General features: G+C 65.3%; 19 protein-coding genes and 1 riboswitch. Of the genes, 9 read left to right on the top strand and 10 right to left on the bottom strand.

Annotated features, from left to right (window positions below; all coding sequences use genetic code 11):
- Positions 1–190: 190 nt before the first annotated feature.
- Both ACYVHT_RS01275 and ACYVHT_RS01270 read left to right on the top strand, forming a co-directional pair.
- Positions 191–2,170, top strand: coding sequence for a TonB-dependent receptor plug domain-containing protein (locus tag ACYVHT_RS01275; protein ID WP_460547133.1), 1,980 nt, complete (start codon positions 191–193; stop codon positions 2,168–2,170).
- Between the two features lie 239 nt (positions 2,171–2,409).
- A riboswitch (SAM riboswitch) is annotated at positions 2,410–2,502 on the top strand.
- 232 nt (positions 2,503–2,734) lie between these two features.
- A complete protein-coding gene (locus tag ACYVHT_RS01270) occupies positions 2,735–4,204 on the top strand; it encodes an amino acid permease (RefSeq protein WP_460547131.1) in 1,470 nt (489 codons plus the stop codon).
- A gap of 156 nt (positions 4,205–4,360) precedes the next feature.
- Here ACYVHT_RS01270 and ACYVHT_RS01265 read toward each other — a convergent pair whose 3' ends face one another.
- Positions 4,361–4,828, bottom strand: a complete 468-nt coding sequence (locus ACYVHT_RS01265) for a hypothetical protein (RefSeq protein WP_460547129.1) — start codon at positions 4,826–4,828, stop codon at positions 4,361–4,363.
- Between the two features lie 155 nt (positions 4,829–4,983).
- On the opposite strand from ACYVHT_RS01265, the gene ACYVHT_RS01260 reads away from it, so the two are divergent.
- The 6 genes from ACYVHT_RS01260 (at position 4,984) to ACYVHT_RS01235 (ending at position 11,654) form a co-directional block, all read left to right on the top strand.
- The gene (locus tag ACYVHT_RS01260) at positions 4,984–5,691 is read left to right on the top strand and encodes a hypothetical protein (protein WP_460547127.1); all 708 of its coding nucleotides are present in this window, start codon (positions 4,984–4,986) and stop codon (positions 5,689–5,691) included.
- Positions 5,692–5,960: 269 nt separating this feature from the next.
- Positions 5,961–6,971 (top strand): formylglycine-generating enzyme family protein, encoded by a 1,011-nt coding sequence (locus ACYVHT_RS01255; RefSeq protein ID WP_460547125.1) that lies wholly within the window; start codon positions 5,961–5,963, stop codon positions 6,969–6,971.
- 9 nt (positions 6,972–6,980) lie between these two features.
- The gene (locus tag ACYVHT_RS01250; RefSeq protein WP_460547123.1) at positions 6,981–7,625 is read left to right on the top strand and encodes an HD domain-containing protein; all 645 of its coding nucleotides are present in this window, start codon (positions 6,981–6,983) and stop codon (positions 7,623–7,625) included.
- Positions 7,626–7,766: 141 nt separating this feature from the next.
- Positions 7,767–7,922 carry a hypothetical protein gene (locus tag ACYVHT_RS01245; RefSeq protein ID WP_460547121.1) on the top strand — a complete coding sequence of 52 codons (156 nt, stop codon included), beginning with the start codon at positions 7,767–7,769 and terminating at the stop codon, positions 7,920–7,922.
- Positions 7,923–8,038: 116 nt separating this feature from the next.
- Complete coding sequence (locus ACYVHT_RS01240; RefSeq protein WP_460547119.1) at positions 8,039–10,606, top strand: type IA DNA topoisomerase; 2,568 nt, start codon at positions 8,039–8,041, stop codon at positions 10,604–10,606.
- A 121-nt stretch (positions 10,607–10,727) separates the two neighbouring features.
- The gene (locus tag ACYVHT_RS01235; protein WP_460547117.1) at positions 10,728–11,654 is read left to right on the top strand and encodes an adenylate/guanylate cyclase domain-containing protein; all 927 of its coding nucleotides are present in this window, start codon (positions 10,728–10,730) and stop codon (positions 11,652–11,654) included.
- A 9-nt stretch (positions 11,655–11,663) separates the two neighbouring features.
- Here ACYVHT_RS01235 and ACYVHT_RS01230 read toward each other — a convergent pair whose 3' ends face one another.
- The 9 genes from ACYVHT_RS01230 to ACYVHT_RS01190 form a co-directional block, all read right to left on the bottom strand.
- Complete coding sequence (locus ACYVHT_RS01230; RefSeq protein WP_460547115.1) at positions 11,664–13,127, bottom strand: SDR family oxidoreductase; 1,464 nt, start codon at positions 13,125–13,127, stop codon at positions 11,664–11,666.
- Between the two features lie 175 nt (positions 13,128–13,302).
- Positions 13,303–15,024 (bottom strand): T9SS type A sorting domain-containing protein, encoded by a 1,722-nt coding sequence (locus tag ACYVHT_RS01225; protein WP_460547113.1) that lies wholly within the window; start codon positions 15,022–15,024, stop codon positions 13,303–13,305.
- Between the two features lie 179 nt (positions 15,025–15,203).
- Positions 15,204–15,977 (bottom strand): slipin family protein, encoded by a 774-nt coding sequence (locus tag ACYVHT_RS01220; RefSeq protein WP_460547111.1) that lies wholly within the window; start codon positions 15,975–15,977, stop codon positions 15,204–15,206.
- Between the two features lie 105 nt (positions 15,978–16,082).
- Entirely contained in the window at positions 16,083–16,553 is a 471-nt protein-coding gene (locus tag ACYVHT_RS01215) for a hypothetical protein (protein ID WP_460547109.1), read from the bottom strand.
- Positions 16,554–16,583: 30 nt separating this feature from the next.
- Positions 16,584–17,939 (bottom strand): zinc-binding metallopeptidase family protein, encoded by a 1,356-nt coding sequence (locus ACYVHT_RS01210; protein ID WP_460547107.1) that lies wholly within the window; start codon positions 17,937–17,939, stop codon positions 16,584–16,586.
- A 200-nt stretch (positions 17,940–18,139) separates the two neighbouring features.
- Positions 18,140–19,081: an enhanced serine sensitivity protein SseB C-terminal domain-containing protein gene (locus ACYVHT_RS01205; protein WP_460547105.1), complete on the bottom strand. Its 942-nt coding sequence runs from the start codon at positions 19,079–19,081 to the stop codon at positions 18,140–18,142.
- A gap of 241 nt (positions 19,082–19,322) precedes the next feature.
- Entirely contained in the window at positions 19,323–19,721 is a 399-nt protein-coding gene (locus tag ACYVHT_RS01200; protein WP_460547103.1) for a c-type cytochrome, read from the bottom strand.
- A gap of 83 nt (positions 19,722–19,804) precedes the next feature.
- Positions 19,805–20,482, bottom strand: coding sequence for an SCO family protein (locus ACYVHT_RS01195; RefSeq protein WP_460547101.1), 678 nt, complete (start codon positions 20,480–20,482; stop codon positions 19,805–19,807).
- A gap of 7 nt (positions 20,483–20,489) precedes the next feature.
- Positions 20,490–20,939 (bottom strand): hypothetical protein, encoded by a 450-nt coding sequence (locus ACYVHT_RS01190; RefSeq protein WP_460547099.1) that lies wholly within the window; start codon positions 20,937–20,939, stop codon positions 20,490–20,492.
- Between the two features lie 226 nt (positions 20,940–21,165).
- On the opposite strand from ACYVHT_RS01190, the gene ACYVHT_RS01185 reads away from it, so the two are divergent.
- Complete coding sequence (locus tag ACYVHT_RS01185) at positions 21,166–22,155, top strand: aldo/keto reductase (protein ID WP_460547097.1); 990 nt, start codon at positions 21,166–21,168, stop codon at positions 22,153–22,155.
- The last annotated feature ends 19 nt before the right edge of the window (positions 22,156–22,174 follow it).

The raw sequence follows: 22,174 nt of genomic DNA, 5'->3' as shown, positions 1-22,174 counted from the left end.
AAAACGGGGTGAGTGAAAATTTGGGAGTTGGCGCGAAGGACGCAAAGGTGCCGCCGACGTTGCGGCCGGCCGCACGAAAGTAGCGCGGACGCTGTAGTCCGCGACCCGGAACGAAACTCGAACGGCGTGAGGGCGCGGACTACAAAGTCCGCGCTACGGTAAGTTTGTACCCTCATCAACTCCCCGCTAAATGCGACTCACGCGCTACGCTGCACCGCTTTTCTGCTCCTTTTTCACCCTTAACGCCCTCGCCCAGACCACGCCAGCCGACAGCGCCCGCAGCCTGCGCGAAGTCACCGTGTACGGCTCGCGCCTGAACCAGGTAGCGGGCCAGACGGGCCGCTATGTATCGGTCATTCCCGGCCGCAGCCTCAGCCAGTACCCTGTTGCCTCGCTCGACGACCTGCTGCGCCTGCTGCCGGCGCTGGAAGTGCAGAGCCGGGGCAATTTTGGCACGCAGGCCGACATTACCCTGCGCGGCTCCACCTTCAACCAGGTGCTGATTTTGCTGGACGGCATGCGGCTGAACGACCCGCTGACGGGCCACTTCGCGGGCTATTTCCCCATTTCGCCGGCCGAGATTGAGCAGATTGAGGTGGTGCGCGGCCCCGGCGCGGCCCTTTACGGCCCCGATGCCGTGGGCGGCTTCGTGAACATCGTGACCAAGACCTTCGCCGCCACCCACCGGCCCGATGGCCTGGAAGCAACCGGCACCTTCCTGGCCGGCGAGTACGATTTGAAAAGCACCAACGCCGGCTTCTACGGCCAGGACAAGGGCTGGCGGTTGGCCGGCGGCATCCTCAATAATACCGCCAGCGGCCAGCAGCTGAACCTGCCCGGCGGCGGGCGCAACGACTTCAGGCTGAATACCTACTCGCTCTCCGGCGCTTATCAGCTCAGCAGCAGGCTCAGCGCCGCCGCCCGGGCCAGCTTTGACCGGCGCGACTACAACGCCCAGAATTTCTACACCACCGCTGCCGGCGACCGCGCCCGCGAAACCACCTCGCGCGACTGGTACCAGGGCCAGCTGCGCTACGACTGGAACGCCCGCGCCCGCACCGAAATCCAGCTGGCCAGCAGCGCCAGCACCGACTACTACCTCTACACGCCTGCCTCGGTGGCCAGCAGCCACCTCATGCACTACCTCAACGTGCAGGCCCAGCACCAGCTCACGCTCTCCGACAAGGTGCGCCTGACGCTGGGCGGGCAGGCCGACCGCCGCGCCGTGCGCAGCAACGACCAGGGCGTGCACGCCGTGTGGCACCAGGGCGCCTTTGCCGTGGCCGGCCTCACGCCCACCAGCGGCCTGAGCGTCACGGCGGCCCTGCGCCTCGACCACGACCAGGCTTATGGCACTGAGGTCGTGCCCCAGCTCACGGCCAGCCAGCAGGTGGGCGACAAGCTGACGGTGCGCGGGGCGGTGGGCCGGGCCATTCGGGCGGCCAACTTTACGGAGCAGTATTATTCGTCCATCCGGCCGGGCACGGTGCCCAGCGGCTTCAACGTGGGCAACCCCAGCCTGAGCGCCGAGCGCACCTGGAGCTACGAGGGCGGCCTCGACTTCCAGCCCCTGCCGGCCCTCACGCTGCGCGCTACTTACTTCAACCGCTACGGCCGCAACCTGATTGACTACGTGGGCCTGCCCGGCACGGCGGTTATCGAAGCCACCGGCCTTGGCAACCTGAACCCCGCCGCCACCTACCGCCTGGCCCAAAACCTGTTCGCCGTCACCACTCAGGGGCTGGAGTTCGAAGCCACCACCCGCGCCCAGCTGGCGCCCCACCTGCGCCTCGACGGCAGCGTGGGCTACACCTACACCCACCTCGACGTGGCCGGCGACGTGGTGTCGCAGTACCTGAGCAACGTGGCCCGGCAGCTGGTGACCGGCAACGTGAGCCTCACGCACCGGCGCTTCACGCTGGGCGTGGGCGGCGTGTTCAAGCAGCGCGCCGGGCAGCGCACCACCCCCAGCGCCACCGTCAACGACGCGGAGCTGACGCCCAGCTACGTGGTCATCAACGGCCGCCTCGACGTGGCCCTGCTGCCCGAGCGCCTGTGGGTGGTGGGCCAGGCCCAGAACCTGTTCGACGCGAAATACTCCGACCTGCTGGGCGCCCAGATGCCCGGCCGCTGGCTGATGGCGGGCGTGCGCGTGGCGCTGCGGCGGTAGCCTGCCCAAGGCAAAACCTCACCCCCGGCCCCTCTCCCGTGGAGAGGGGAGCCGGACGACAATGTTCAAGAGCGCCCTGACTCATGCGAGTCAGGGCTTTTTGCTTTACGGGGCCGGCTTTCCCGCGCCGCCGCGGCTCCCCTTTCCCCAGGGAGAGGGGGCGGGGGTGAGGTTTTACGCCTCGGTTCGCGCCCCCGGCCGTACCTTTACCGCATCAATTCTTTCTCCCGGAAGGATTGTTTTTATAAAGAGGCGCTGAGAGACAGGCTCTGCGACGCGCCGGCAACCATCCGCCACGACGGGCAAGGTGCCAACTCCTGACCATATAAAAACAACTGCCGTGCCCGCTGTTCCTGCTGCCCCGTTTGCTTTTTCCGATGTGTTTCGTGCCCCTGCGCTGGCAGTGGGCCGGCTGGGGGCGGGCTGTTGTTGCTGTTGCTAGCGGGCATTAGCGCCGCGTAGCTACGGCTGCGGCCGGCGCGTTTCATTTCCATTTCACGGGTTTTTTGGTTGCGGCACGGCCGCCCCGGGTGGGGCGGCGGCGTGGCGCGTTTTTCGTTGTTTATGTTGAAAAAATCATTGGAGCTGCTTCGGGCCGAAGCCGCCGAAACGGGGGCGCACACCCTCAAGCGCAGCCTGAATGGCGTGAGCCTGATTGCCATTGGCATCGGGGTTATTATCGGGGCGGGGCTGTTTTCGCTCACGGGCATTGCGGCGGCCAACAATGCGGGGCCGGCCGTGACGCTCTCCTTCGTGGTGGCGGCGGTGGGGTGCGCCTTCTCGGCGCTGTGCTATGCCGAGTTTGCGGCGCTGGTGCCCGTGTCGGGGTCGGCTTATACCTATTCGTATGCCACCATGGGCGAGCTGTTTGCCTGGATTATCGGCTGGGATTTGGTGCTCGAATACTCGGTGGGCGCGGCCACGGTGGCCATCAGCTGGTCGCAGTACCTCATCAAATTCCTGGGGAAATATGGCCTGCACATCCCGGCGCAACTGGTGATGTCGCCATTTGAGAAAGTGACTTTGCAAGACGGAGAGGTGTTGTCGGGCATCGTCAATTTGCCGGCCATGCTCATCGTGCTGGCCATTACGGCCATTGTCACGCGCGGTACCAAGGGCTCGGCGTGGTTCAATGCGCTGGTGGTGGCCCTGAAGGTGGCGGTGGTGCTGGTGTTCATCGCGCTGGGCTGGCGCTACATCGACCCCGCCAATTACCAGCCCTACATCCCGGCCAATACCGGCACCTTCGGCGAGTTCGGCCTGAGCGGCATTCTGCGCGGGGCGGGCGTCATTTTCTTTGTCTTCATCGGCTTCGACATCGTGGCCACCATGGCCCAGGAAACCAAGAATCCGCAGCGCAACATGCCCATTGGCATCCTCGGCTCGCTGGCGGTGTGCACGGTGCTGTTTGTGCTGTTCGGGCACGTCCTGACCGGGCTGGCCAACTACACGGAGTTCAAAAACAGCGCCGCGCCGGTGGCCATTGCCATCGAGAAAACGCCCTACGCCTGGCTGTCGTCGGCCGTGATTCTGGCCATTCTGGTGGGCTACACGTCGGTGATATTGGTCGATTTACTGGGGCAGTCGCGGGTGTTTTTCTCGATGTCGAAGGACGGGCTGCTGCCGCCGGTGTTCTCGCGGCTGCACCCCACGTTCAACACGCCGGCGCAGTCGAGCCTGCTGCTGGGCAGCTTCATTGCGCTGTTTGCGGGCTTCGTGCCCATCTCGGTGGTGGGCGAGATGACGAGCATCGGCACGCTGCTGGCCTTCGTGATGGTGTGCCTCGGGGTGATGATTATGCGCCGGACCAACCCCGACGCCCCGCGCTCGTTCCGCACGCCGTGGGTGCCGGTGGTGCCCATCCTGGGCATCGTGGTCTGCCTCGTGATGATGGCCTCGCTGCCCTGGGAAACGTGGCTGCGGCTGGTGGTGTGGCTGGCGCTGGGCATGGCCATCTACTTCGGCTACGGCCGCCGGCACAGCAAGCTGCGGCTGGCGCGGGAGGCGGCCGAAAGGCGGCCCCTGTCATCCTGAGCGCAGCGAAGGACCTTATCAGGTTGTAGGCTTTTGAAATCACGGCAAGCTGTTCTTGCGTGATAAGGTCCTTCGCTGCGCTCAGGATGACAAACGCGCCCTCAGCTCCTCACCCTTAACTCCCACCGAAGCCCTTAACTCGCACCGAAGCCCCGCTCAGTGCGTGGTCAGGCCGTTGGCGTCGAGCTCGTCGTCGTCGCGCACGTGGCGCAGGCTGCCTTCCAGGTCCACGATGTCGTCGGCGGGGGTGGCGGGGGCGGGGAGGGGCTGCTTGTACACGTCCACCGCGCCGTTGAGGTCGAGGGTTTGGCGGGCGCGGTTGGCCTCGTCCTCGTTGGCGGCGTTCACGGTGATGACGGCGCTACCGGCGTGGGTGGCGCTGACGTAGGCTTGAGCATCGGCGTTTTCGTTGCCGGCAAACAAGTCGGTGAAGAAGCGGATGAAGCCCGTGCCCAGCGGCTCGGTGGGCGGCTCGGCTTCGGTGGCGGGCAGGTGCTCGGCGCGGAGCGTTTCGGGGGTGGCCAGGTGCAGGTTGGTGCGCTGGAAACCGGTGTGCAGCAGCTGCTCGATGGCCAGCTGGGCTTCGGAAGTGCTGTTGAATAAACCGACGACGGTGCGGGCCATGGCGGGGAGGGGGGCTAAGGTGAAACCGGCCCCGCGCGCGGGGCCTGCCCAGGGGTACGGGGCCGGCGGGGGCGGGTTGCGGGGGGCGGCGGCCGGTTTCCCGAATCCTGCCTACCTTTTGCCCATCCATTCACCAACCCCCCCCCATCTACCGCATGGCCCAGCCCAAATACGCCGCCCGGTTCGAGAATTTCTTCGCCAACCTGCGCCTCAACCGCGACCAGTTTGCCGACATGGCCGCCTTCACCCTGCAGGCCCTGCGGGCCGAAGGCAAAAAGTACGAGGCCGTGGCCGGGGCCCTCGACGTGGCCCTCACCGACTACCGCACCACCCACGCCGGCCAGCTCTCGGGCGAGGGCCAGAGCGCCACCATCACCCTGGCCCAGGCCCTCACCGATTTCAAAGCCTACGTGAAGCGCGTGGAGCGCAAGGTCATCATCCCGACCTACGACGCGGGCAGCCCCGACCTGAAGGCCATCTTCCCCAAGGGCCGCAGCGGCCTCACCAAAAGCACCCAGGCCGAGGTAGAAGACGCCTTCACGGCCTTCCTCGACGCCCTCGATGCCCGGCCCACGGACTTCACTTCGCCCATTCGCACCGAAGGCCGCGCCGTGCTGGCCGCCCTCAGCGCCGCCCTGCGCCGCGCCGATGGCCTGGCCAAAACCGCCGGCACCCAGCGCATCGACCTGCACGACGGCCGCGAGGCCACCTGCCTGGCCCTGTTCCGCGCCTACGCCACCCTGCTGGTGGAGTTTGCCGACAAGCCAGGGAAAGTGGCCCCGTTCTTCGATTTGAGCAAGGCCGGCCGGCAGGGCGGCCCGAAAACGGGTGGCCCCAAAGTGCCGAAGCCTTTGAAGCAGTAACTGCCTCAGAAACCCGAAAAGCCCCTTGCAACCGGTTGCAAGGGGCTTTCTCGTACGGAGATGGCCCTTGCAACCGGTTGCAAAAGGCTGCGCCAAACGGAATTGGCCCTTGCAACCGGTTGCAAGAGGCTTTTCCCTGCGGAGATGGGCATTGCAACCGGTTGCAAGGGGCTGTTACGTATGAAAATGGTTCTTGCAACCGGTTGCAGCGGGCTTTTCCGTCCGGCGAAGGGCATTGCAACCGGTTGCCATGATGGTTTCTTTGCGCAATGAAAGGGTTTGTCTTTTTGCTGTTGAGCTGGGCCGTGCTCTGGGGCGGGCCGGCACCCTGCGCGGCCCAAACCCGGCAGGAGCTGCTGCGCTCGGTAAATGCGCCCGGCGTGGTGCCCGTCGGCGATAGCCTGTTTATGGACGAGGCAGAGGTAACCAACCTGCATTGGATGGAGTACCTGCATTTTCTGCGCAAGGACTCCGCCGCGGCGGTGTACCAGTCGCAGCTGCCCGACACGCTGCGCCTGCGCCGCTGGCTGTTTGCCCGGCACGACACCATCAATAAAAGCCGGTTTTACTACTACGGATACACCGATTTTATTCACTTCCCGGTGCTGGGGGTGACGTATGACCAGGCGGTTAGCTACTGTGCCTGGCGCACCGCCAAGGTGCGGGAAGGCTATCTGCAGTCCGCCGATTTCAGGAAGAAGCACCGGAAGCTGCTGCAGCAGTACGACGTGGTGGTTACCTACCGGCTGCCCACCGTGGCCGAGTGGGAAACCGCCGCCGCCGGTGGGCTCGACCCGGTGAAAGCCCCTTATGGCCTGGTGCGCCCCCCCGCGCCAGGCACGCGCCAGTACAGGCGCGGGCTGCTGCGCGAGCGCAAGTACAACGACCTCAACCACTGCCTGGCCGCCATTGCAGGCGCACAGCCGGCCGAGGCCGCCATCTTTGAAATGGAGTTCAACATACTCGAAAAAGGGTATGTGGGAAGCACCCTGGCGCCGTTTCGCTGCAGCACACGGCCCACCACTTACAGCTTTATCCCAACGGGGGTGTTTCCACACGCCTGCTACAATCATCCGCCCAACGGCTACGGCCTCTACGACATGATTGGCAACGTGGCCGAGCTCACCGCCACGCCGGGCGTGGCCAAAGGCGGCTCGTTCGGCCACTCGCTGCTGGACTTTACCCTGAAATCCAACTTCCCCTACGACGGCCCCCGGGAGTGGCTGGGTTTCCGGTGCGCCTGCGATATAAGGCTGGTGCGAAAACCGACTGCTAACTAAGCTGCGCCCATGCATTCCGATTCCCTCCACGCCCGCTGGCACCGCCTCACCGCCCCCCTCGTGCCCGATGCCGCCCGGCGCGAGGCCGAATTTCAGCGCCTCGCCGCCGCCTACCAGGCCCCCACGCGGCACTACCACACCCTCCAGCACATCGAAAACCTGCTGAACCGGGTAGAAGCCGCCGCTCTGCAAGATGCCGTGGTGGTGCAGCTGGCCGTCTGGTTTCACGATGCCGTGTACAACGCCCTCAAGTCCGACAACGAGGCCCGCAGCGCCGCCGAGGCCCTCGCGTTTCTCCAGGATTCGGCGCTGGCGCCGGCCCGGCAGCAGCGCGTGGCCTTCCTCATCGAGCGCACCGCCGACCACACCCAGCCCCAGCCCCCCGACGATGCCGACCTGCTCACCTTCCTCGATGCCGACCTGAGCATCCTCGGCGCGCCGGAGGCCGAGTATTGGGCCTATGCCCGCCACGTCCGGCAGGAATACCGCCGCGTGCCCGACCTGCTCTACCGCCCCGGCCGCCGCAAGGTGCTGGCCCGGATGCTGGACGCGCCGGTGCTATTCCGCACCCCCGCCCTGCACGCCGAGCTCGATGCCGCCGCCCGCCGCAACCTGGCCGCCGAGCTGGCCGCCTGGGAGCGGGGCGGGCTGTAGCCGGCTTTTCACCGAGCCAGCTTTTCGATTGATTGGCCCGCGATTTTCCCGCCGCTCACCAGGCACGGGTTGCCTCCAAAAAACACTGGTTAAGCTTTTGAGGGCTTAATCTGCGTTGGTTTGTCGGACCATATTTCCTGCATGAGCCTCACCCGCCTCCACACCCTGGCCGAGCGGATGCAGTGGGACACCGGCACCGACCCCACCACCCACGACCGGTACACCGCCGCCCGCCTCGACGAGGCCAGCTACCTGGCCCAGGCCCTGCACCGCGAGCTGCAAGCCGTGCCGAAATAGCGCCCGCCCGGCCGGTGCGGCAAACGAACCGCGCAAACGACCTTTTTGCCGCGTATTTTTGTTGATTCCACGCGCCGCCAGCCTTCGGCGACGGCCCTCAAATCAACCCGAAATCCGTGATAGTTTGCATTGCCGAAAAGCCCAGCGTCGCCCGTGAGATTGCCAACGTGCTGGGGGCCACCCGCCGCATGGACGGCTACCTGGAGGGCAACGGCTACCAGGTGACCTGGACCTTCGGCCACTTCTGCCAGCTCAAGGAGCCCGACGACTACCAGCCCGAGTGGAAGCGCTGGAGCCTGCACAGCCTGCCCATGATTCCGGAGAAGTTCGGCATCAAGCTCATGCGCCGCGACGAGGGCGTGGTGAAGCAGTTTCACACCATCAAAAAGCTGGTGGACGAGGCCACCGAGGTGATAAACTGCGGCGACGCCGGCCAGGAAGGGGAGGTGATTCAGCGCTGGGTGCTGCAGGAGGCCAAGTGCCGCAAGCCCGTGAAGCGCCTCTGGATTTCGTCGCTCACGGAGGAGGCCATCCGCCAGGGCTTCGCCAACCTGCGCGAGGCCAAAGAGTTCGACAGCCTGTACCAGGCCGGCAAGAGCCGCGCCGTGGGCGACTGGCTGCTGGGCCTGAACGCCACGCGCCTGTTCACCCTCAAGTACACCACTTTTCAGGACAAGCAGCTGCTGAGCATCGGACGGGTGCAAACGCCCACCCTGGCTCTGCTGGTAGAGCGCTGGCACGAAATCCAGAACTTCCGCCCCGAGCCCTACTGGGTGCTGAAAACCGAATACCGGGGCACCCTCTTCAGCCACATGGCCGCCCCCGACAAGGCCAAAGACGCCGACGCCGCGCCCGACACGAAGTCGCGCCTGCGCGCCCTGGGCTACTTCGTGACCGAGGAAGAAGCCCGCGAAGCCCTCGAAGCCGTGCGCCCCGCCCCGCTGCGCGTCACGGATGTGGAAATCAAGAAAGGCCGCGAATCCCCGCCGCGCCTCTTCGACCTCACCTCGCTGCAGGTGCAGTGCAACAACCAGCTGGGGTTGTCGGCTGAAGACACGCTGAAAATCGTGCAGGCCCTCTACGAGAAGAAGGCCGTAAGCTACCCGCGCGTCGATACCACCTTCCTGCCCGACGACCAGTACGCCAAAATTCCGGGCATCCTGCGCGGCATTTCGGGCTACGATGCGCTGACCGCGCCGCTGCTAGCTGCCAAGATTCCGAAGACGCCCAAGGTCTTCAACAACAACAAAGTCACCGACCACCACGCCATCATCCCGACCGGCGCGGCCGGCCCCGGCGGCGGCATGGAAACCAGCGTGTACGACATCATCACGCGCCGCTTCATCGCCGCCTTCTACCCCGACTGCGAGGTGAGCAACACCACCGTGCTGGCCGAAGCCGCCGAGCGGCCCTTCCGCGTACGCGGCCGCCAGATTCTGAACCCCGGCTGGCGCGTGGTGTACGGCGACCCCACCCAGCAGGCGGCACCCAAGCCCGCGCCCGCCCCGGGGGCCGCCGGCGCCGCCGCCGATGCCGACGACGACGCCGTGAGCACGGTGCTGCCCAACTTTGTGAAGGGCGAAAGCGGCCCCCACGACCCGCGCCTGGAAAGCAAGATGACCCAGCCGCCCAAAGACTACACCGAGGCCACGCTGCTGCGCGGCATGGAAACGGCCGGCCGCAACATCGACGACGAGGAGCTGCGCCAGGCCATGAAGGAAAACGGCATCGGCCGGCCCAGCACCCGCGCCGCCATCATCGAAACGCTGTTCAAGCGCAACTACATCCGGCGCGAGAAGAAGCGCATCGTGCCCACGCCCACGGGCGTGGAGCTAATTGGCCTCATCCGCAACCCAACCCTGAAATCGGCGGAGCTCACCGGGCAGTGGGAGCACAAGCTGCGCCAGATTGAGCGCGGCGAACTGTCGTCGGAGGGCTTTCTGGGCGAGCTGTCGGGCCTGGTGCAGGAAATGGTGGCCGAAGTGAAGAACGACGGCCGCGGCCGGATGGTGACCTCCGGCAGCGCCGAGCTGGCCGTGCAGCAGGCGCAGGCCGGCGCGGGCAAAGTGCCCGCCGGCATGACGGGCGGCAAGGCCACCGGCTCGGCCCCGCTGCCCGGGGCCAACGGCCTGGGCTACTGCCCGGCCTGCAAAACCGGCCACGTGGTGCGCGGCAAAACGGCGTTCGGCTGCGTGCGCTTCCGCGAGGGCTGCACGTTCCGGCTGCCGGCCGAAGTGCACGGCAAAAAGCTGAGCGACCCGCAGGTGAAGGCCCTGCTGGCCAAGGGCCGCACGCCGGTGATGAAGGGCTTTATGGGGGCCGATGGGCAGAAGTTCGACGCCGCCATCGGCCTCGATACCGCTTTTCAGCCCACGCTGCTGCAGGTGGCCGAAAGCAAGCCCGGCGCCGCGCCCGACTCGGGCCTGATTCCGTGCCCGGTGTGCAAGCTCGGCACCATGCTCAAGGGCAAGGCGGCCTACGGCTGCTCGCGCTTCCGCGAAGACTGCCAGTTCCGGGTGGCCTTCGAGTGGGGCGGCAAAACCCTTACCGAAACCCAGCTCAAGCAACTGCTGCGCAAGGGCGAAACCAGCGTTATCAAAGGCTTTCTGTCGGCCAAAACCGGCAAGAAATACGACGCCGCGCTGAAGGTGGAAGACGGACGCGTGGTGCCGGTATTCGGGTAAAATCCGGAGGCAAAGGCTGCAGCTGAAAAAGCCGCGCACGCCTGCCAGCAACGAAGCCAATAACCGGGTAGCTTGCTGCCCGGTTATTGGCTTCGTTGCTTTCATCTGGCCTGCCACGCTTATGCCCGTCCTCCACGTATTGCCCGACCACCAAACCGTACCGATTGCCGACGGGCAAACCATGCTGCAGGCCACGCTGGCGCACGGCATTCCGCACGTGCACGCCTGTGGTGGCCAGGCCAAATGCTCGACCTGCCGCGTGGTGGTGACCGACGGCCTCGCGCACTGCAACCCGCGCAACGCCGCCGAGCAGGCCCTGGCCCATAAGCTGAGCTTGTCCGACAACATCCGGCTGGCCTGCCAGACCACCGTTTGCGGCGACGTGTCGCTGCGCCGCCCCGTGGTCGATGCCCTCGACCTGGAGCTGACGCGCCAGGCCATAGAGGCCCCCGGCCAGCGCCTGGGCGAGGAAAAGGAACTGGCCATTCTCTTCACCGACATCGAGAACTACACGCCCTTTGCCGAGGCCCTGCCGCCCTACGACATCATTCATGTGCTGAACCGCTACTTCCGGCTCATGAGCGACGTTATCAGCCAGCACCACGGCTACATTGTTGACTATGTGGGCGATGGGCTGCTGGTGCTCTTCGGCCTGGAGCAGCCCGCCCGGGCCGTGCCCGATGCGCTGGCCGCCGTGCAGGCCATGTTTCAGGCCGTGGGCCGGCTCAATCCCTACCTGGAGCAGATGTACGGCCGGGGCTTTCGGGTGCGGGCCGGGCTGCACTACGGGCCGGTGGTGGTGGGCCACATTGGGCAGGGCGCGTCGCGCAAGCTGGCCGCCATCGGCGACAACGTGAACCTGGCCAGCCGCATCGAAAGCGCCAACAAGGAGCTGGGAACCCAGTTTCTGGTGTCCGAAGCCGTGGTGCAGGCCGCCGGCCCGGGCCTGCTCACGCACCGCAACTGCCAGCGCAGCCTCAAGGGCAAAACCGGCCGGTATCAGCTCTACGAAGTGCTGCCCGAAGCCCTGCGGCCGGCAGCGCCCTAAGCCGGCGGGCTAGGCCCGGAACGCCACAATATTCCGGGCCATGCCTTTGAAAATGATGCCGTGGAAGGGCAGCACCGAGTACCAGTACAGCCGCCCGGCCAGCCCGCGCGGGCGGTAGGCGGCCAGTTGCTCCAGTGCATAGGTGCCGTCTTTCTGGTCTACGATGCGGAACTGCAGCCAGGCCTCGCCGGGTAGTTTCATTTCGGCGTACAGCAGCAGGCGCATGCCGGCGCGGTCGGCCACCAGCACGCGCCAGAAATCGAGCGGGTCGCCGGCGCGCAGGCGCGAGGGCGAGCGGCGGCCCCGGCGTAGGCCCGGCCCGCCCACGGCCTTGTCCATCAGGCCGCGAAGCTGCCAGAGCCAGTCGGTTTTGTACCAGCCCCGGTCGCCGCCGATGCGCCAGATGTTGTCCAGCACCTCCGCCGCCGGCCGGGTAAAGGGCACGCACTGCCGGTCGAAAAACATGCCGTTTTTCGGAATCTGAATGGCATCCATGTAGTCCTGGCGCAGGGTGCCGCTGCTCAGGGCGTCGCTCCAGCTGCTCACCACCTCGTTTTGCTCGATGCGCTGGAAGGCCAGGGCCAGCGCGGCGCGGTAGCTCATGGGCTGGTGCGGAACCACTTGGCCGATGCTGCGGGCCGGGTCGCACACGGTGTCGTTTTTCAGGCTCTCGACCAGGCTTTGGGCCAGCGAAAACGTGGTGCTCGTGACCAGATACAGCCACCACGACGAGAGTCGGGGAGTGAGCACGGGCACCGTCACAATCCAGCGCCGGTAGCCGCGCTCGGCGGCCAGGCCCAGCAGCATCTGGCGGTAGGTCAGCACGTCGGGCCCGCCCACGTCGAAGGCCCGGCCGAAGCAGGCTTCGTTGGCGAGCACCGCCGTGAGGTAAAACATGATGTCGCGAATGCCAATGGGCTGGCAGCGCGAGTTCAGCCAGCGCGGCGTCACCATCACGGGCAGCTTTTCCACCAAATCCCGAATAATCTCAAACGACGCCGAGCCCGAGCCGATGATAATGCTGGCGCGCAGCACCGTCAGCTTCGCCTTAGTGGCCTCGCCCAGCACGTTTTCCACGGCGCGGCGCGAGCGCAGGTGCTTGCTCAGGTCGTGGTCGTTGGCAATGCCGGAGAGGTAGATGACCTGCCGCGCCGCAGTCGTGTTCAGGTACTGCGTGAAGTGGTGGGCCGACTGCTGCTCCTGCTGAAAAAAGTCTGCGTCGCCCCCGCTCATGGAGTGCACCAGGTAGTACGCCGCGTCGATATCGGTCGGGATTCCGGCCAGCGACTCGGGCTGCAGCAGGTCGCCCTGCGCGGTGCTCACGCGGGCGGCCAGGGCCTCGGGCAGCGTGTCGGGCAGGGAAAAGCGGCGCGGGTCGCGCACCAGGCACACAATGTCGTGGCCGGCTTCGGCCAGCAGCGGCAGCAGGCGCTGCCCGATGTAGCCGGTGGCGCCGGTGAGAAGGATTTTCATGCGGCAGGAAATAAGGTAGCGCCTCGCGCCCGGCTTCAGGCCCAGGTATCGTAGCTGAACGGCCGGCCGGCGCAGTTGTTCGCCCGCCGCCTGCCAAACCTCGAACAGCCGCCACGAAAAAGCCCCGCCAGGGCAATGGCGGGGCTTTTTTTGCTTGCCGGGCCGCTGCGCAGGGTCAGGGCTTCACCCAGCGCCCGCGCCAGGGCTGGCCGGCCACGGTGGTTTCCACTACATACACGCCCGCCGCCAGCCCGGGGGCCTCCAGCGCCACGGCACTTGTGCCGGCCGGGGCACTGGTTTCGGCCTGGTAAACGAGCCGGCCGGCCAGGTCGCGCACCTGCACGGTCAGCGGCTGCGGGCGGGGCAGCGTTAGCCGCAGGGCCGGTGCCGCGCCGGGGTTGGGGCTGAGGGCCAGCGGCTGCGCGGCCCCGGCGCTACGGCTGGCCAGCAGCGTGCCCAGCGCCCCGTTGTCGCCAATGGTCTGGGCGTAGATACCGCTGTCCACGCGCTGGTCGGCCCACACGGTCACCAGCTGGCCGCTGGCGTAGGGCAGGGTGGCGTAGTTCTGCTTGCCGCTCGCCACGCTGCTGAGCATGATGTAGCCGCTGCCCGTGGGGAAGGACGACTGCGCCTGGTAGTTCACCTTGGTGGCCCACAGGGCCTGGTTGGTGCCGCTGACGTTGGTGTTTTCGGTGTAGATGATGACGAGGCCGGTGCCGGTATCGCGCAGGCTCTGGGCCGAGTAGTAGCTGGTGCCCAAAGCCTGCACGGGCGCGCCGCTGGTCGTCAGCTGCACCGCGCCGGTGGCCGGCGCCAGCCGCTGCACGGTGAAGCCGGAGTTGCTCTGGTTCGTGGTCAGCTCGTTCACCACCACCCACACTTCGTTGCGGGCCGCCACGTATTGCAGGGCCCCGCCGATGCGGGCGGTGGCCGTGCCGGTCAGCACTTCGGTGCCCGTTGCGCCCCAGGGCAGGCTGCCGTCGGCCAGCACGCGCTGGGCATACATGTCGCCCAGGTTGGCGTTGGCCGGGTTGCCGGAGCCCAGCAGCACGTAGAAGCCGCCGCTGCCGTCGGCCACCGGCTCGGGGAAGGCCGCGAAGCCGATGGTTTTGTCGCTCACCCGCACCGGGGCGGCCCACACGGGTGCCCCACTGGCGTTGTAGCGCTGCGCATACACCGTCGATACACCGAGGCCGGAGCCGGTTTCCTCCACGTATTCCACCACCACATCCTCGGAGCCCGGCACGGCCACGAAGGCGGGCCGGCTGAAGCGCCGGGCCGGCGCTTCGATGGCCACAGGCGTGGTCCACATAGATGCCCCGGCGGCCGAGAGCTTCACCAGCGGCACGGCCTTGGTGCCGCGCGTGGCGCTGGCCGTGCCGCTGGCATTCCAGCCTATCACCACGTTGTTGCCGGTGGTGATGCCGATGGTGGGCGACAGCCCCGAGCTGGCGGCGGCGTCGAGCAGCGCAATGCCGGTGGCGCCCCACAGCTGCTGGCCGGTGGGCGAAATCTTGTAGGCCACGCACTGGTTGGTGCCCGTGCGGGTGTCCTGAAACGCCAGAATGGCGTTGCCCAGGTTGTCGGTTTTGAGGTCGTAGCGGTAGAGGGCGGTGCCCTGGGGCTGGTTGCTCACCAGCAGGCCGGCCGCGCTCAGCTGCGGCCGGCCATTCACGTCGAGCAGCTGCAGCCGCATCTGGTAGTTGATGGTGGCCACGGTTTCGAACCAGGCCACCCAAGTGCCGCCATTGGGGGCCGGCGAAATGCGGGGCGTGACTTCGCTGGTGCCCGCCACGTCGCGAATGGCCAGGTTTTGGGAGGAATTGGCGCTCCATTGGGCCCGGGCCGAAGCCGAGGTCAGGGCTGCCGCCACGAGCAGGAGTAAGGTTCTTTTCATAGGGAAGGAGGTTGGATGGAACGCAGATAAAAAGTTGCCAAAGCGTGAATGTCGCTGAAAATAATGGCATGTCTAATGCACCTCTCCCGGTTAACAATCAGGCGCTTCTACCCAAACAGCCGCCCTGCGGCAAAGCGCAAAGCGGCTGTTGTTGCAAAGAGCGAAGCGGAAGAGCGCGCCTACCCCTGCGGCGTAGCCGGCGATTGGTTCACCATTTGGGTGAAGCTCTTGGCCGCGTTGGTAAACTCCGACGGAATGAGCACCACCGTCGTCGTGTTGTTGTCGATGCCGATTTCCGAGAGCATCTGCATGCGGCGCAGCTCCAGGGCAATGGGGCTTTCCTCCATCTGCTTGGCGCCCTGCGTCAGCTTGATGCTCGCCTCCAGTTCGGCTTCGGCCTTGATGATGCGGGCGCGCTTCTCGCGGATGGCCTCCGCCTCGCGCGCCATGGCCCGCTGCATGGATTCCGGAATTTCCACGTCCTTGATTTCGACCAGCTCAATCTTCACGCCCCAGCTTTCGGTGGCCGCGTCCACAATCTGCATCAGCGAGGTGTTGATGGCGGCGCGCTCGCGCAGCACCTCATCGAGCTGGTGCTGGCCGATGATGTTGCGCAGCGCCGTCACGGAGAGCTGGTACACCGCCTGGTTGAAGTTGGCCACCTTGATGATGGCATCGGCCGGGTTCACCACCCGAAACCAGAGCACGGCGTTCACCTTGATGGTCACGCTGTCCTTGGTGATGGTTTCCTGCTGCTCCAAATCCACGGTTTTGGTGCGGATGTCAATGGTCTGCTGGCGCTCGATGAAGGGAATTATCCAGTACAGCCCCGGCCCGCGCCCGCCCACAAACCGGCCCAGCCGAAACACAAGGGCCCGCTCGTATTCCTGCGCCACGCGCAGGCCGGAGAGCAGGATGAGAACAACGATGAGAAGAATGATGGGCAGCGACATGACCGAAATGGGTTGGTGAGGTTTTCGGGGAATACATCGCTGAGTATCTGCGGGCATTACACCCCGGGCCTTTGTAAAATAGGTGCGGTCAATAAACTAAAAGAATTACCGCTTTTTTCGATTTTCGAACTCCCTAATCATAGTGCTCAATCTCCCTGATTCTTCTTCGGTAAAACGACCTTCCTGCTCGGCAACAGCAATTAGGTCAATTGCTAATTCGTATTCAATTCGTCCCTTTATTTTTCCTCGGTCCAGAATCCTGCGCAACTTGTCTTCCCGCAAATAACCCAAGCCTTCTTTATCAATCTGCTTCCAGAAATAATCAACGGTTTCGCCACTTGACTCTTGAAAAAAAGTAAAGACATCTGCGACTTTATATTTCAAAGAGGCAAGTTTTCTGTATTGAGGTAGCGGATTTAAAATAGCTGTTTTCCATTCCGAATACACTTTAATAATATGGTCAATTCCAGCCTTGTCAAAGTCTATCGGTACGTGAGTTTTGAAAGAATCAATTGCTAGGTCAATTGCTCTTGCAAGCCTTAAAGCTTCTGTCTCGTACTTTTTCCTCTCTGCCATTAAGGTTTCATTTTAGATAGTTATTGACAATTACCGCCCCACCACCGGCAGCACCGCCACGCTCTCGTGCCCGGCGGCATCAATAGAAGCCACGCCGAAAATGAAATTGTCCTTGCTAATCGGCAAATCAGCCGTGAGCCCTGAAACCGGGAAGCGCTGCTGCCACTGCGGGGCGCTGGTTTCGCGCACCAGCACCACGTAGCCGCTGGGCTTGGGGCCAGCCGCCGGAGCCTGCCAGCGCAGCTCGGTGCGGTTGGTGAGGTTGGCGGTGAGGACTTCGACCTTGGCCGGGGCGGCGGGGGCCAGGGCCAGGCCAACCATGGTGGCCAGGTTGATGCCGGCGTTGCGGCGCAGGTAGTTGAAGTCCATCCCTTCGACGACGTCGCCGTAGGCGCGGCCTTTTTCGGTGCGCAGGTCCTGGTGCTGGTGGGTGAAATCCTCGTTCATCTCGGTGAAGCGGACGGCCGCGAAGCCCTGCTGGTTGAACGGGGTGTGGTCGCCGCCGCGCAGGAAGCGGTCGGGGCGGTACTCCAGCACGGCCTGGTGGCCCCGGCCGTAGAGCTGGGCCGTCCGGGCAATGAAGCGGGCCAGCTGGCGGCTGGGCGCGTCGTTCTCGGCGCTGAGCTGGCGGCGGACTTTGGCCTGCTCGGGCGTTTCGGTGGCCGGCACGCCTTCGCTGAACACGCGCAGGTGCTGGCCGTCGCTGATTTCGGGGTCGAAGCCGTGGGAGTTGCCCACGATGTCGTTGTTGAGCATCGCAATCAGGTTCCAGCCTTCCTTTTTGGCCCGCTCGGCCAAGTGGCCCGAGCCGTAGAGGCCCTGCTCTTCGCCCTGCACGGCCACAAATTTGAGGGTGCAGGGGAAGCGCTGCACGGCCAGCACGCGGGCCAGCTCCAGCACCAGCACGGTGCCCGAGCCGTCGTCGTTGGCGCCGGGCGCGTCGGCGGTGGCGTTCATCACGTCGCTCACCCGCGAGTCGAGGTGGCCGCTCACGAGAATGACGCGGGTATCGGTGGGGTCGGTGCCGGGCAGGGTGGCCAGCACGTTGGCCATGAGCACCGGCTTGTTGATGCGGCGGCCGTCGGGCCTCACGGTGAAGGTGTCCAGCTCCACGGTCAGGCGCCCGCCGCCCGATTTGCTGTACTTCAGAAACTCGTCGCGCACCCAGCTGCGGGCCGCGCCGATGCCGCGCGTGGGGCTTTGCGTGTCGCTCAGCGTGTGCCGCGTGCCGAAGGAAACCAGCCGGCGCACGTCGGCTTCGAGGTTTTTGGCCGAGATTTCATCCACCAGCTTTTGAATGGCGGGGTCGGCCGGCGGCAGGAGGGAGGCCGGCTTCTGGGCAAAGGCGGCGAAGGGCGCAAGGAGGAGGAAAGTGGCGAATTTCATGGCGGGAAGGTAGGGCGTGAACGGGACTCCCCTCCTTACCAAGGAGGGGATGTTTGGCTGAAAGCCAAACGGGGGTGGTTGTGGGCGTCTGCACGTTTTGGCGGAATACATTCCAGCCGGCGCACACGCCACAATCACCCCCGTTTTCGCTAGCGCGAAAACATCCCCTCCCTGGTAAGAAAGGGAGTCTGATATGCTGCTTATTTCTGATAAAACGGCTCGACCTGCTTGAAATACGGGTTCACGCCTTCTTCCGAGTCCAAATCCAGCAGCATCAGGTCCACGAACTGGAAGGCGTTGGTTTTGCCTTCGAGCACGGGGCCGAGCTCCTGCATGAAGCTGGGGTCGGGGTTCTGGCTGATGAAGGCCATGAGCAGGCGGGGCACGTCGGGGTTGTTGGCCAGCTGCATCTGGGCCAAGTAGGCGGCGTCGATGTGGGGCTGGGTGGCGGCCCAGGCGGCAATGGCATCGGCCACGGCCTGGGGAAATTCGGCGGGCTGGCTGAGCAGCACCTGGGCATCGCCGCCGGCGGGCGAGAGCGGGCCGGTGAGCTGGCCGTTGAGCAGAGCCGCCAGCTCCTCCTTGGGCAGGAGCTTGCCGGCGGGCGAGAAGGGGTTCAGCACGCAGTCCTGGCCCTGAATCATCTGGAAAAAGGCGTGGCCGGGAATGCGCACGTAGCTCACCGGGCCGTTGTCGACGCCGCCATCGCTCAGGCGCGGGGGCGAGGAGAAAATAGGCAGCTTACCATCGTTGAGCACCTGCAGCTGGATTTCCTGGCCTTCGGCCAGCTTAACTTCGCCGGGCTCGATGCCTTCCATCGGGGCCAGAATCATCAGAATTTCTTCCTGCAGCAGGGCCTGGTAGAAGGCGGGGCGGGCATTTTCGTCGGTGGCGGCCAGCAGCAGGAGCTGCTCCAGCACGTTCTCGGGCTCGAAGGGCAGGGGCATGGGCGCTTCCGGCTCGGGCAGCTGGAAGGTGGGCATGGCCGGCGCAGCGGGCTCGGCCGGCGCGGTGTATTTGGAGCCCTGGTAGCGGGGGCCGGCGGCGGGTTTGTCGGCGGCGGAAGCGGGGGCGCCGGGGGCGGCGGGAGTCGCCGGCTTGGGGTCGGCGGGTTTATTTTTCAGGAAGTCTAACAGGCCCATGATGAATTCAGAATGCTGAGTGGATTGGGGCGCAATCTACGGCGAAAAATGGGTTGGAGAAGGGGAGAGTAATGAAGAATTAGGAATGAAGAATGAGGAATTAGCATCCTGGCGCCCTGTTATGTTGAGTGCGGCGAAGGACCTTTTCACGGTTGCGTTACTGCGCACTGTTCATCGGCGAGAAGGTCCTTCGCTGCGCTCAGGATGACAGGCGCAGGCAACGCATATCCCAGCAAAATACTTACCGACAAGCCTCCAGCTCCTTTTCTACGTCGTGAATGGTGCGGGGCGCGGCCTCGTTGCCCCAGTGGCTCTCAATGTAGTTGAGCAGGTTGGTGAGCTGGGCGGGGCTGAGGCCTTTGTTGCTGGGCATCACGTTGTGGTAGCCGATGCCGTTCACCACGATGACGGCGTTCTGGCCGTTGCGGAGCAGGCAGGCCAGCTCGCGGCGGTGGTCGGTGAGGTAGTCGGAGCCGGCCAGCGGCGGAATGAGGCGCTCCAGGCCCTGGCCCTGGTCGCCGTGGCAGCTGGCGCAGTGCTGCACGTAGAGCCGCTCGCCCTGGTGGCGGTTGTTGCTGAAGCAGCCGGGGAGGGCGAGCAGCGTCAGGAATAGGAAGGGGAGGGCGTGGCGGAAAGGCATTTTGGGGGTTGGGAGAGGTTCAACACTCGTCAACTGTTATCCTGCGCTGCGCTCAGGATAGCAAACGGTGCAGGCAAAATTCCTTACTGCTGCGCCACGCCCTTCTTCCGCCCGTCAATCTCGGCCAGCAGAATGGGGATGTCGCGCTGCAAGGCGGCCACCTGCTCGGCATTGAGGCCATCGTAGGCGCCGCGAATGTGGCCCTGGTCATCAACCAGGGCCAGCACGCCGTTGTGGGCGAGGCCGCCGGGGGCCAGGCTGTCGGGCACCACGCCGGTGAGCAGGTGGTTGGCCAGCTCAAACGATTTGGCGCGGTCGCCGAGGCTGGCGAAGTGCCAGCGCGCGGCATCGCTGATGCCCAGGCGCTCGGCGTAGTCCTTCAGCACGGCGGTGCTGTCGTGCTGCGGGTCGATGGTGATGGACAGGAAGCTGATGCGCGGGTCGGTCGGGAATTTCCTGTACACCGATAGCAGGGCGCTCTGCAATTTGGGGCAGATGCCGGGGCAGGTGGCAAAGAAGAAATCGGTGACGTAGGCGCGGCCCGCAAAGGTCTGGTTGGTGACGGCCTGGCCGGCCTGGTCCACCAGCTGGTAGGCGGGCACGGTCTGGTACACGGTGTCGGCGGGGCCGCCGTCGGCGCGGGGGCGCACGTCGCGCTCGCCCAGAATGGGCAGTGTGGCGGCGGTTTTGGGCGGTTCGGTGCAGGCCGTGGTGAAGAGGGTGGCTGCCAGCACCGGCAGCAAAAACAGGCGTTTGAACATGCGGTGGCTATTTGGTGGCGGGCTGCACTTCGCCGGCGGCGGGGTGCTCGGTGTGAAATTTCGTGGCCGAGTCGAGGGCCGAGTTATACTGCCTGCCCACGGCATCGAGCACCTGCTGCTGCTGCCGGAAATAGGCAAGGCGGGTGGCGGGCGCGGCCGTGGTGTCGGGGGCTTTGTACTGGTGCATCCAAGCCATCATGGCGGCATCGGCGGCCAGCAGGCCGTGGATGTAGGGCGCGGCGGCCTCGGTGTGGTAGCCCGAGAGCTTGGTTTTGAGCGCCATCAGCTTGTCGGTCTGCAGCATGAGCGAGTCATGGGTGGCCATCAGGGCCATTTGAGCAGCCGTAGTGGGGGACGGCGCGCCGTTTTCGCTGATGGGCTTGTTGGGCGAGGAGCAGGCCGCCACGGCGGCGGCGGCCAGGGCGGCCAACAGGGCGTTTTTGAGGAGCATTTTCACGGGGCAAAGGTACGGCGGGTACGGGTTTGGGAGGTGGAGGCAGGATTCGCTGAAGGATTGAAATCAAAAGCCCGCGCCAACCGGTTTGTCATCCGGAGCGCCGCGAAGAGCCTTCTCACCTTGCCACGAGTCGCCCGACCGCAAAAAGGGGCTGCGCGGCGCGCCGGATGACTCCTCCGTTCCTTCACCAATCCGCTCACCCACCAATTCACCACCCCACCACCTGATGAAAACCCGCCAACTGGGCCGCTCCGGCCTCACCGTATCGGCCCTGGGCCTGGGCTGCATGGGCATGTCCGACTTCTACGGCCGGCAGGACGATGCCGAAAGCACCCGCACCCTGCACCGCGCCCTCGACCTGGGCGTCACCTTCTTCGACACGGCCGACATGTACGGCCCTTTTAAAAACGAAGAGCTGCTGGGCCGCGCCTTCAAAGACAAGCGCGCCGGCGTGGTGCTGGCCACCAAGTTCGGCATCGAGCGCGACCCCAACGACCCCAGCCGGCGCGGCATCAACGGCCGCCCCGAATACGTGAAGGCCGCCTGCGAAGCCAGCCTCAGGCGCCTCGGCACCGACCACATCGACCTCTACTACCAGCACCGCGTCGACCCCAACACGCCCATCGAGGAAACCGTGGGCGCCATGAGCCGCCTGGTGGAAGAAGGCAAAGTGCGCTTCCTGGGCCTGAGCGAAGCCGCGCCGGCCACCGTGCGCCGGGCCGTGGCCATCCACCCCATTGCCGCCCTCCAAACCGAATACTCGCTCTGGAGCCGCGAGCCCGAAGACGAGATTCTGCCCACCATCCGGGAACTGGGCGTGGGCTTCGTGCCGTACTCGCCGCTGGGCCGGGGATTTTTGACGGGCCAAATCAAGAAATTCGAAGATTTAGCTGAGGACGACTACCGCCGCCACACGCCCCGCTTCCAGGGCGAAAACTTCCAGAAAAACCTCGATTTGGTGGCCCGCATCAACGACCTGGCGCAGCAGAAAGAATGCACCGCCGGCCAGCTGGCCCTGGCCTGGGTGCTGGCTCAGGGCAACGACGTGGTACCCATTCCCGGCACCAAGCGGGTTTCATATTTGGAGGAGAATTTGGGCGCTTTGGAAGTCGAGTTGACCAGGGATGAGCTGGCCCAGCTGGATGAGATTGCGCCGAAGGGCGCGACGGCCGGCTCGCGCTACCCAGCGGCGATGATGGGGAGCGTGAACGGGTGATACGCTTCGCTTAATGAAG

It is taken from the genome of Hymenobacter daeguensis, assembly GCF_054780555.1.
Note: the sequence above shows the minus strand (reverse complement) of the source record. Positions and strands in the feature narration are given on the sequence as shown.

Bases quoted from the DNA above. Each gene is read 5' to 3' on its own strand.
- ACYVHT_RS01275 (WP_460547133.1), top strand. From the start codon at position 191: ATGCGACTCACGCGCTACGCTGCACCGCTTTTCTGCTCCTTTTTCACC.
- ACYVHT_RS01270 (WP_460547131.1), top strand. From the start codon at position 2,735: ATGTTGAAAAAATCATTGGAGCTGCTTCGGGCCGAAGCCGCCGAAACG.
- ACYVHT_RS01265 (WP_460547129.1), bottom strand. From the start codon at position 4,828: ATGGCCCGCACCGTCGTCGGTTTATTCAACAGCACTTCCGAAGCCCAG.
- ACYVHT_RS01260 (WP_460547127.1), top strand. From the start codon at position 4,984: ATGGCCCAGCCCAAATACGCCGCCCGGTTCGAGAATTTCTTCGCCAAC.
- ACYVHT_RS01255 (WP_460547125.1), top strand. From the start codon at position 5,961: ATGAAAGGGTTTGTCTTTTTGCTGTTGAGCTGGGCCGTGCTCTGGGGC.
- ACYVHT_RS01250 (WP_460547123.1), top strand. From the start codon at position 6,981: ATGCATTCCGATTCCCTCCACGCCCGCTGGCACCGCCTCACCGCCCCC.
- ACYVHT_RS01245 (WP_460547121.1), top strand. From the start codon at position 7,767: ATGAGCCTCACCCGCCTCCACACCCTGGCCGAGCGGATGCAGTGGGAC.
- ACYVHT_RS01235 (WP_460547117.1), top strand. From the start codon at position 10,728: ATGCCCGTCCTCCACGTATTGCCCGACCACCAAACCGTACCGATTGCC.
- ACYVHT_RS01230 (WP_460547115.1), bottom strand. From the start codon at position 13,127: ATGAAAATCCTTCTCACCGGCGCCACCGGCTACATCGGGCAGCGCCTG.
- ACYVHT_RS01225 (WP_460547113.1), bottom strand. From the start codon at position 15,024: ATGAAAAGAACCTTACTCCTGCTCGTGGCGGCAGCCCTGACCTCGGCT.
- ACYVHT_RS01220 (WP_460547111.1), bottom strand. From the start codon at position 15,977: ATGTCGCTGCCCATCATTCTTCTCATCGTTGTTCTCATCCTGCTCTCC.
- ACYVHT_RS01215 (WP_460547109.1), bottom strand. From the start codon at position 16,553: ATGGCAGAGAGGAAAAAGTACGAGACAGAAGCTTTAAGGCTTGCAAGA.
- ACYVHT_RS01210 (WP_460547107.1), bottom strand. From the start codon at position 17,939: ATGAAATTCGCCACTTTCCTCCTCCTTGCGCCCTTCGCCGCCTTTGCC.
- ACYVHT_RS01205 (WP_460547105.1), bottom strand. From the start codon at position 19,081: ATGGGCCTGTTAGACTTCCTGAAAAATAAACCCGCCGACCCCAAGCCG.
- ACYVHT_RS01200 (WP_460547103.1), bottom strand. From the start codon at position 19,721: ATGCCTTTCCGCCACGCCCTCCCCTTCCTATTCCTGACGCTGCTCGCC.
- ACYVHT_RS01195 (WP_460547101.1), bottom strand. From the start codon at position 20,482: ATGTTCAAACGCCTGTTTTTGCTGCCGGTGCTGGCAGCCACCCTCTTC.
- ACYVHT_RS01185 (WP_460547097.1), top strand. From the start codon at position 21,166: ATGAAAACCCGCCAACTGGGCCGCTCCGGCCTCACCGTATCGGCCCTG.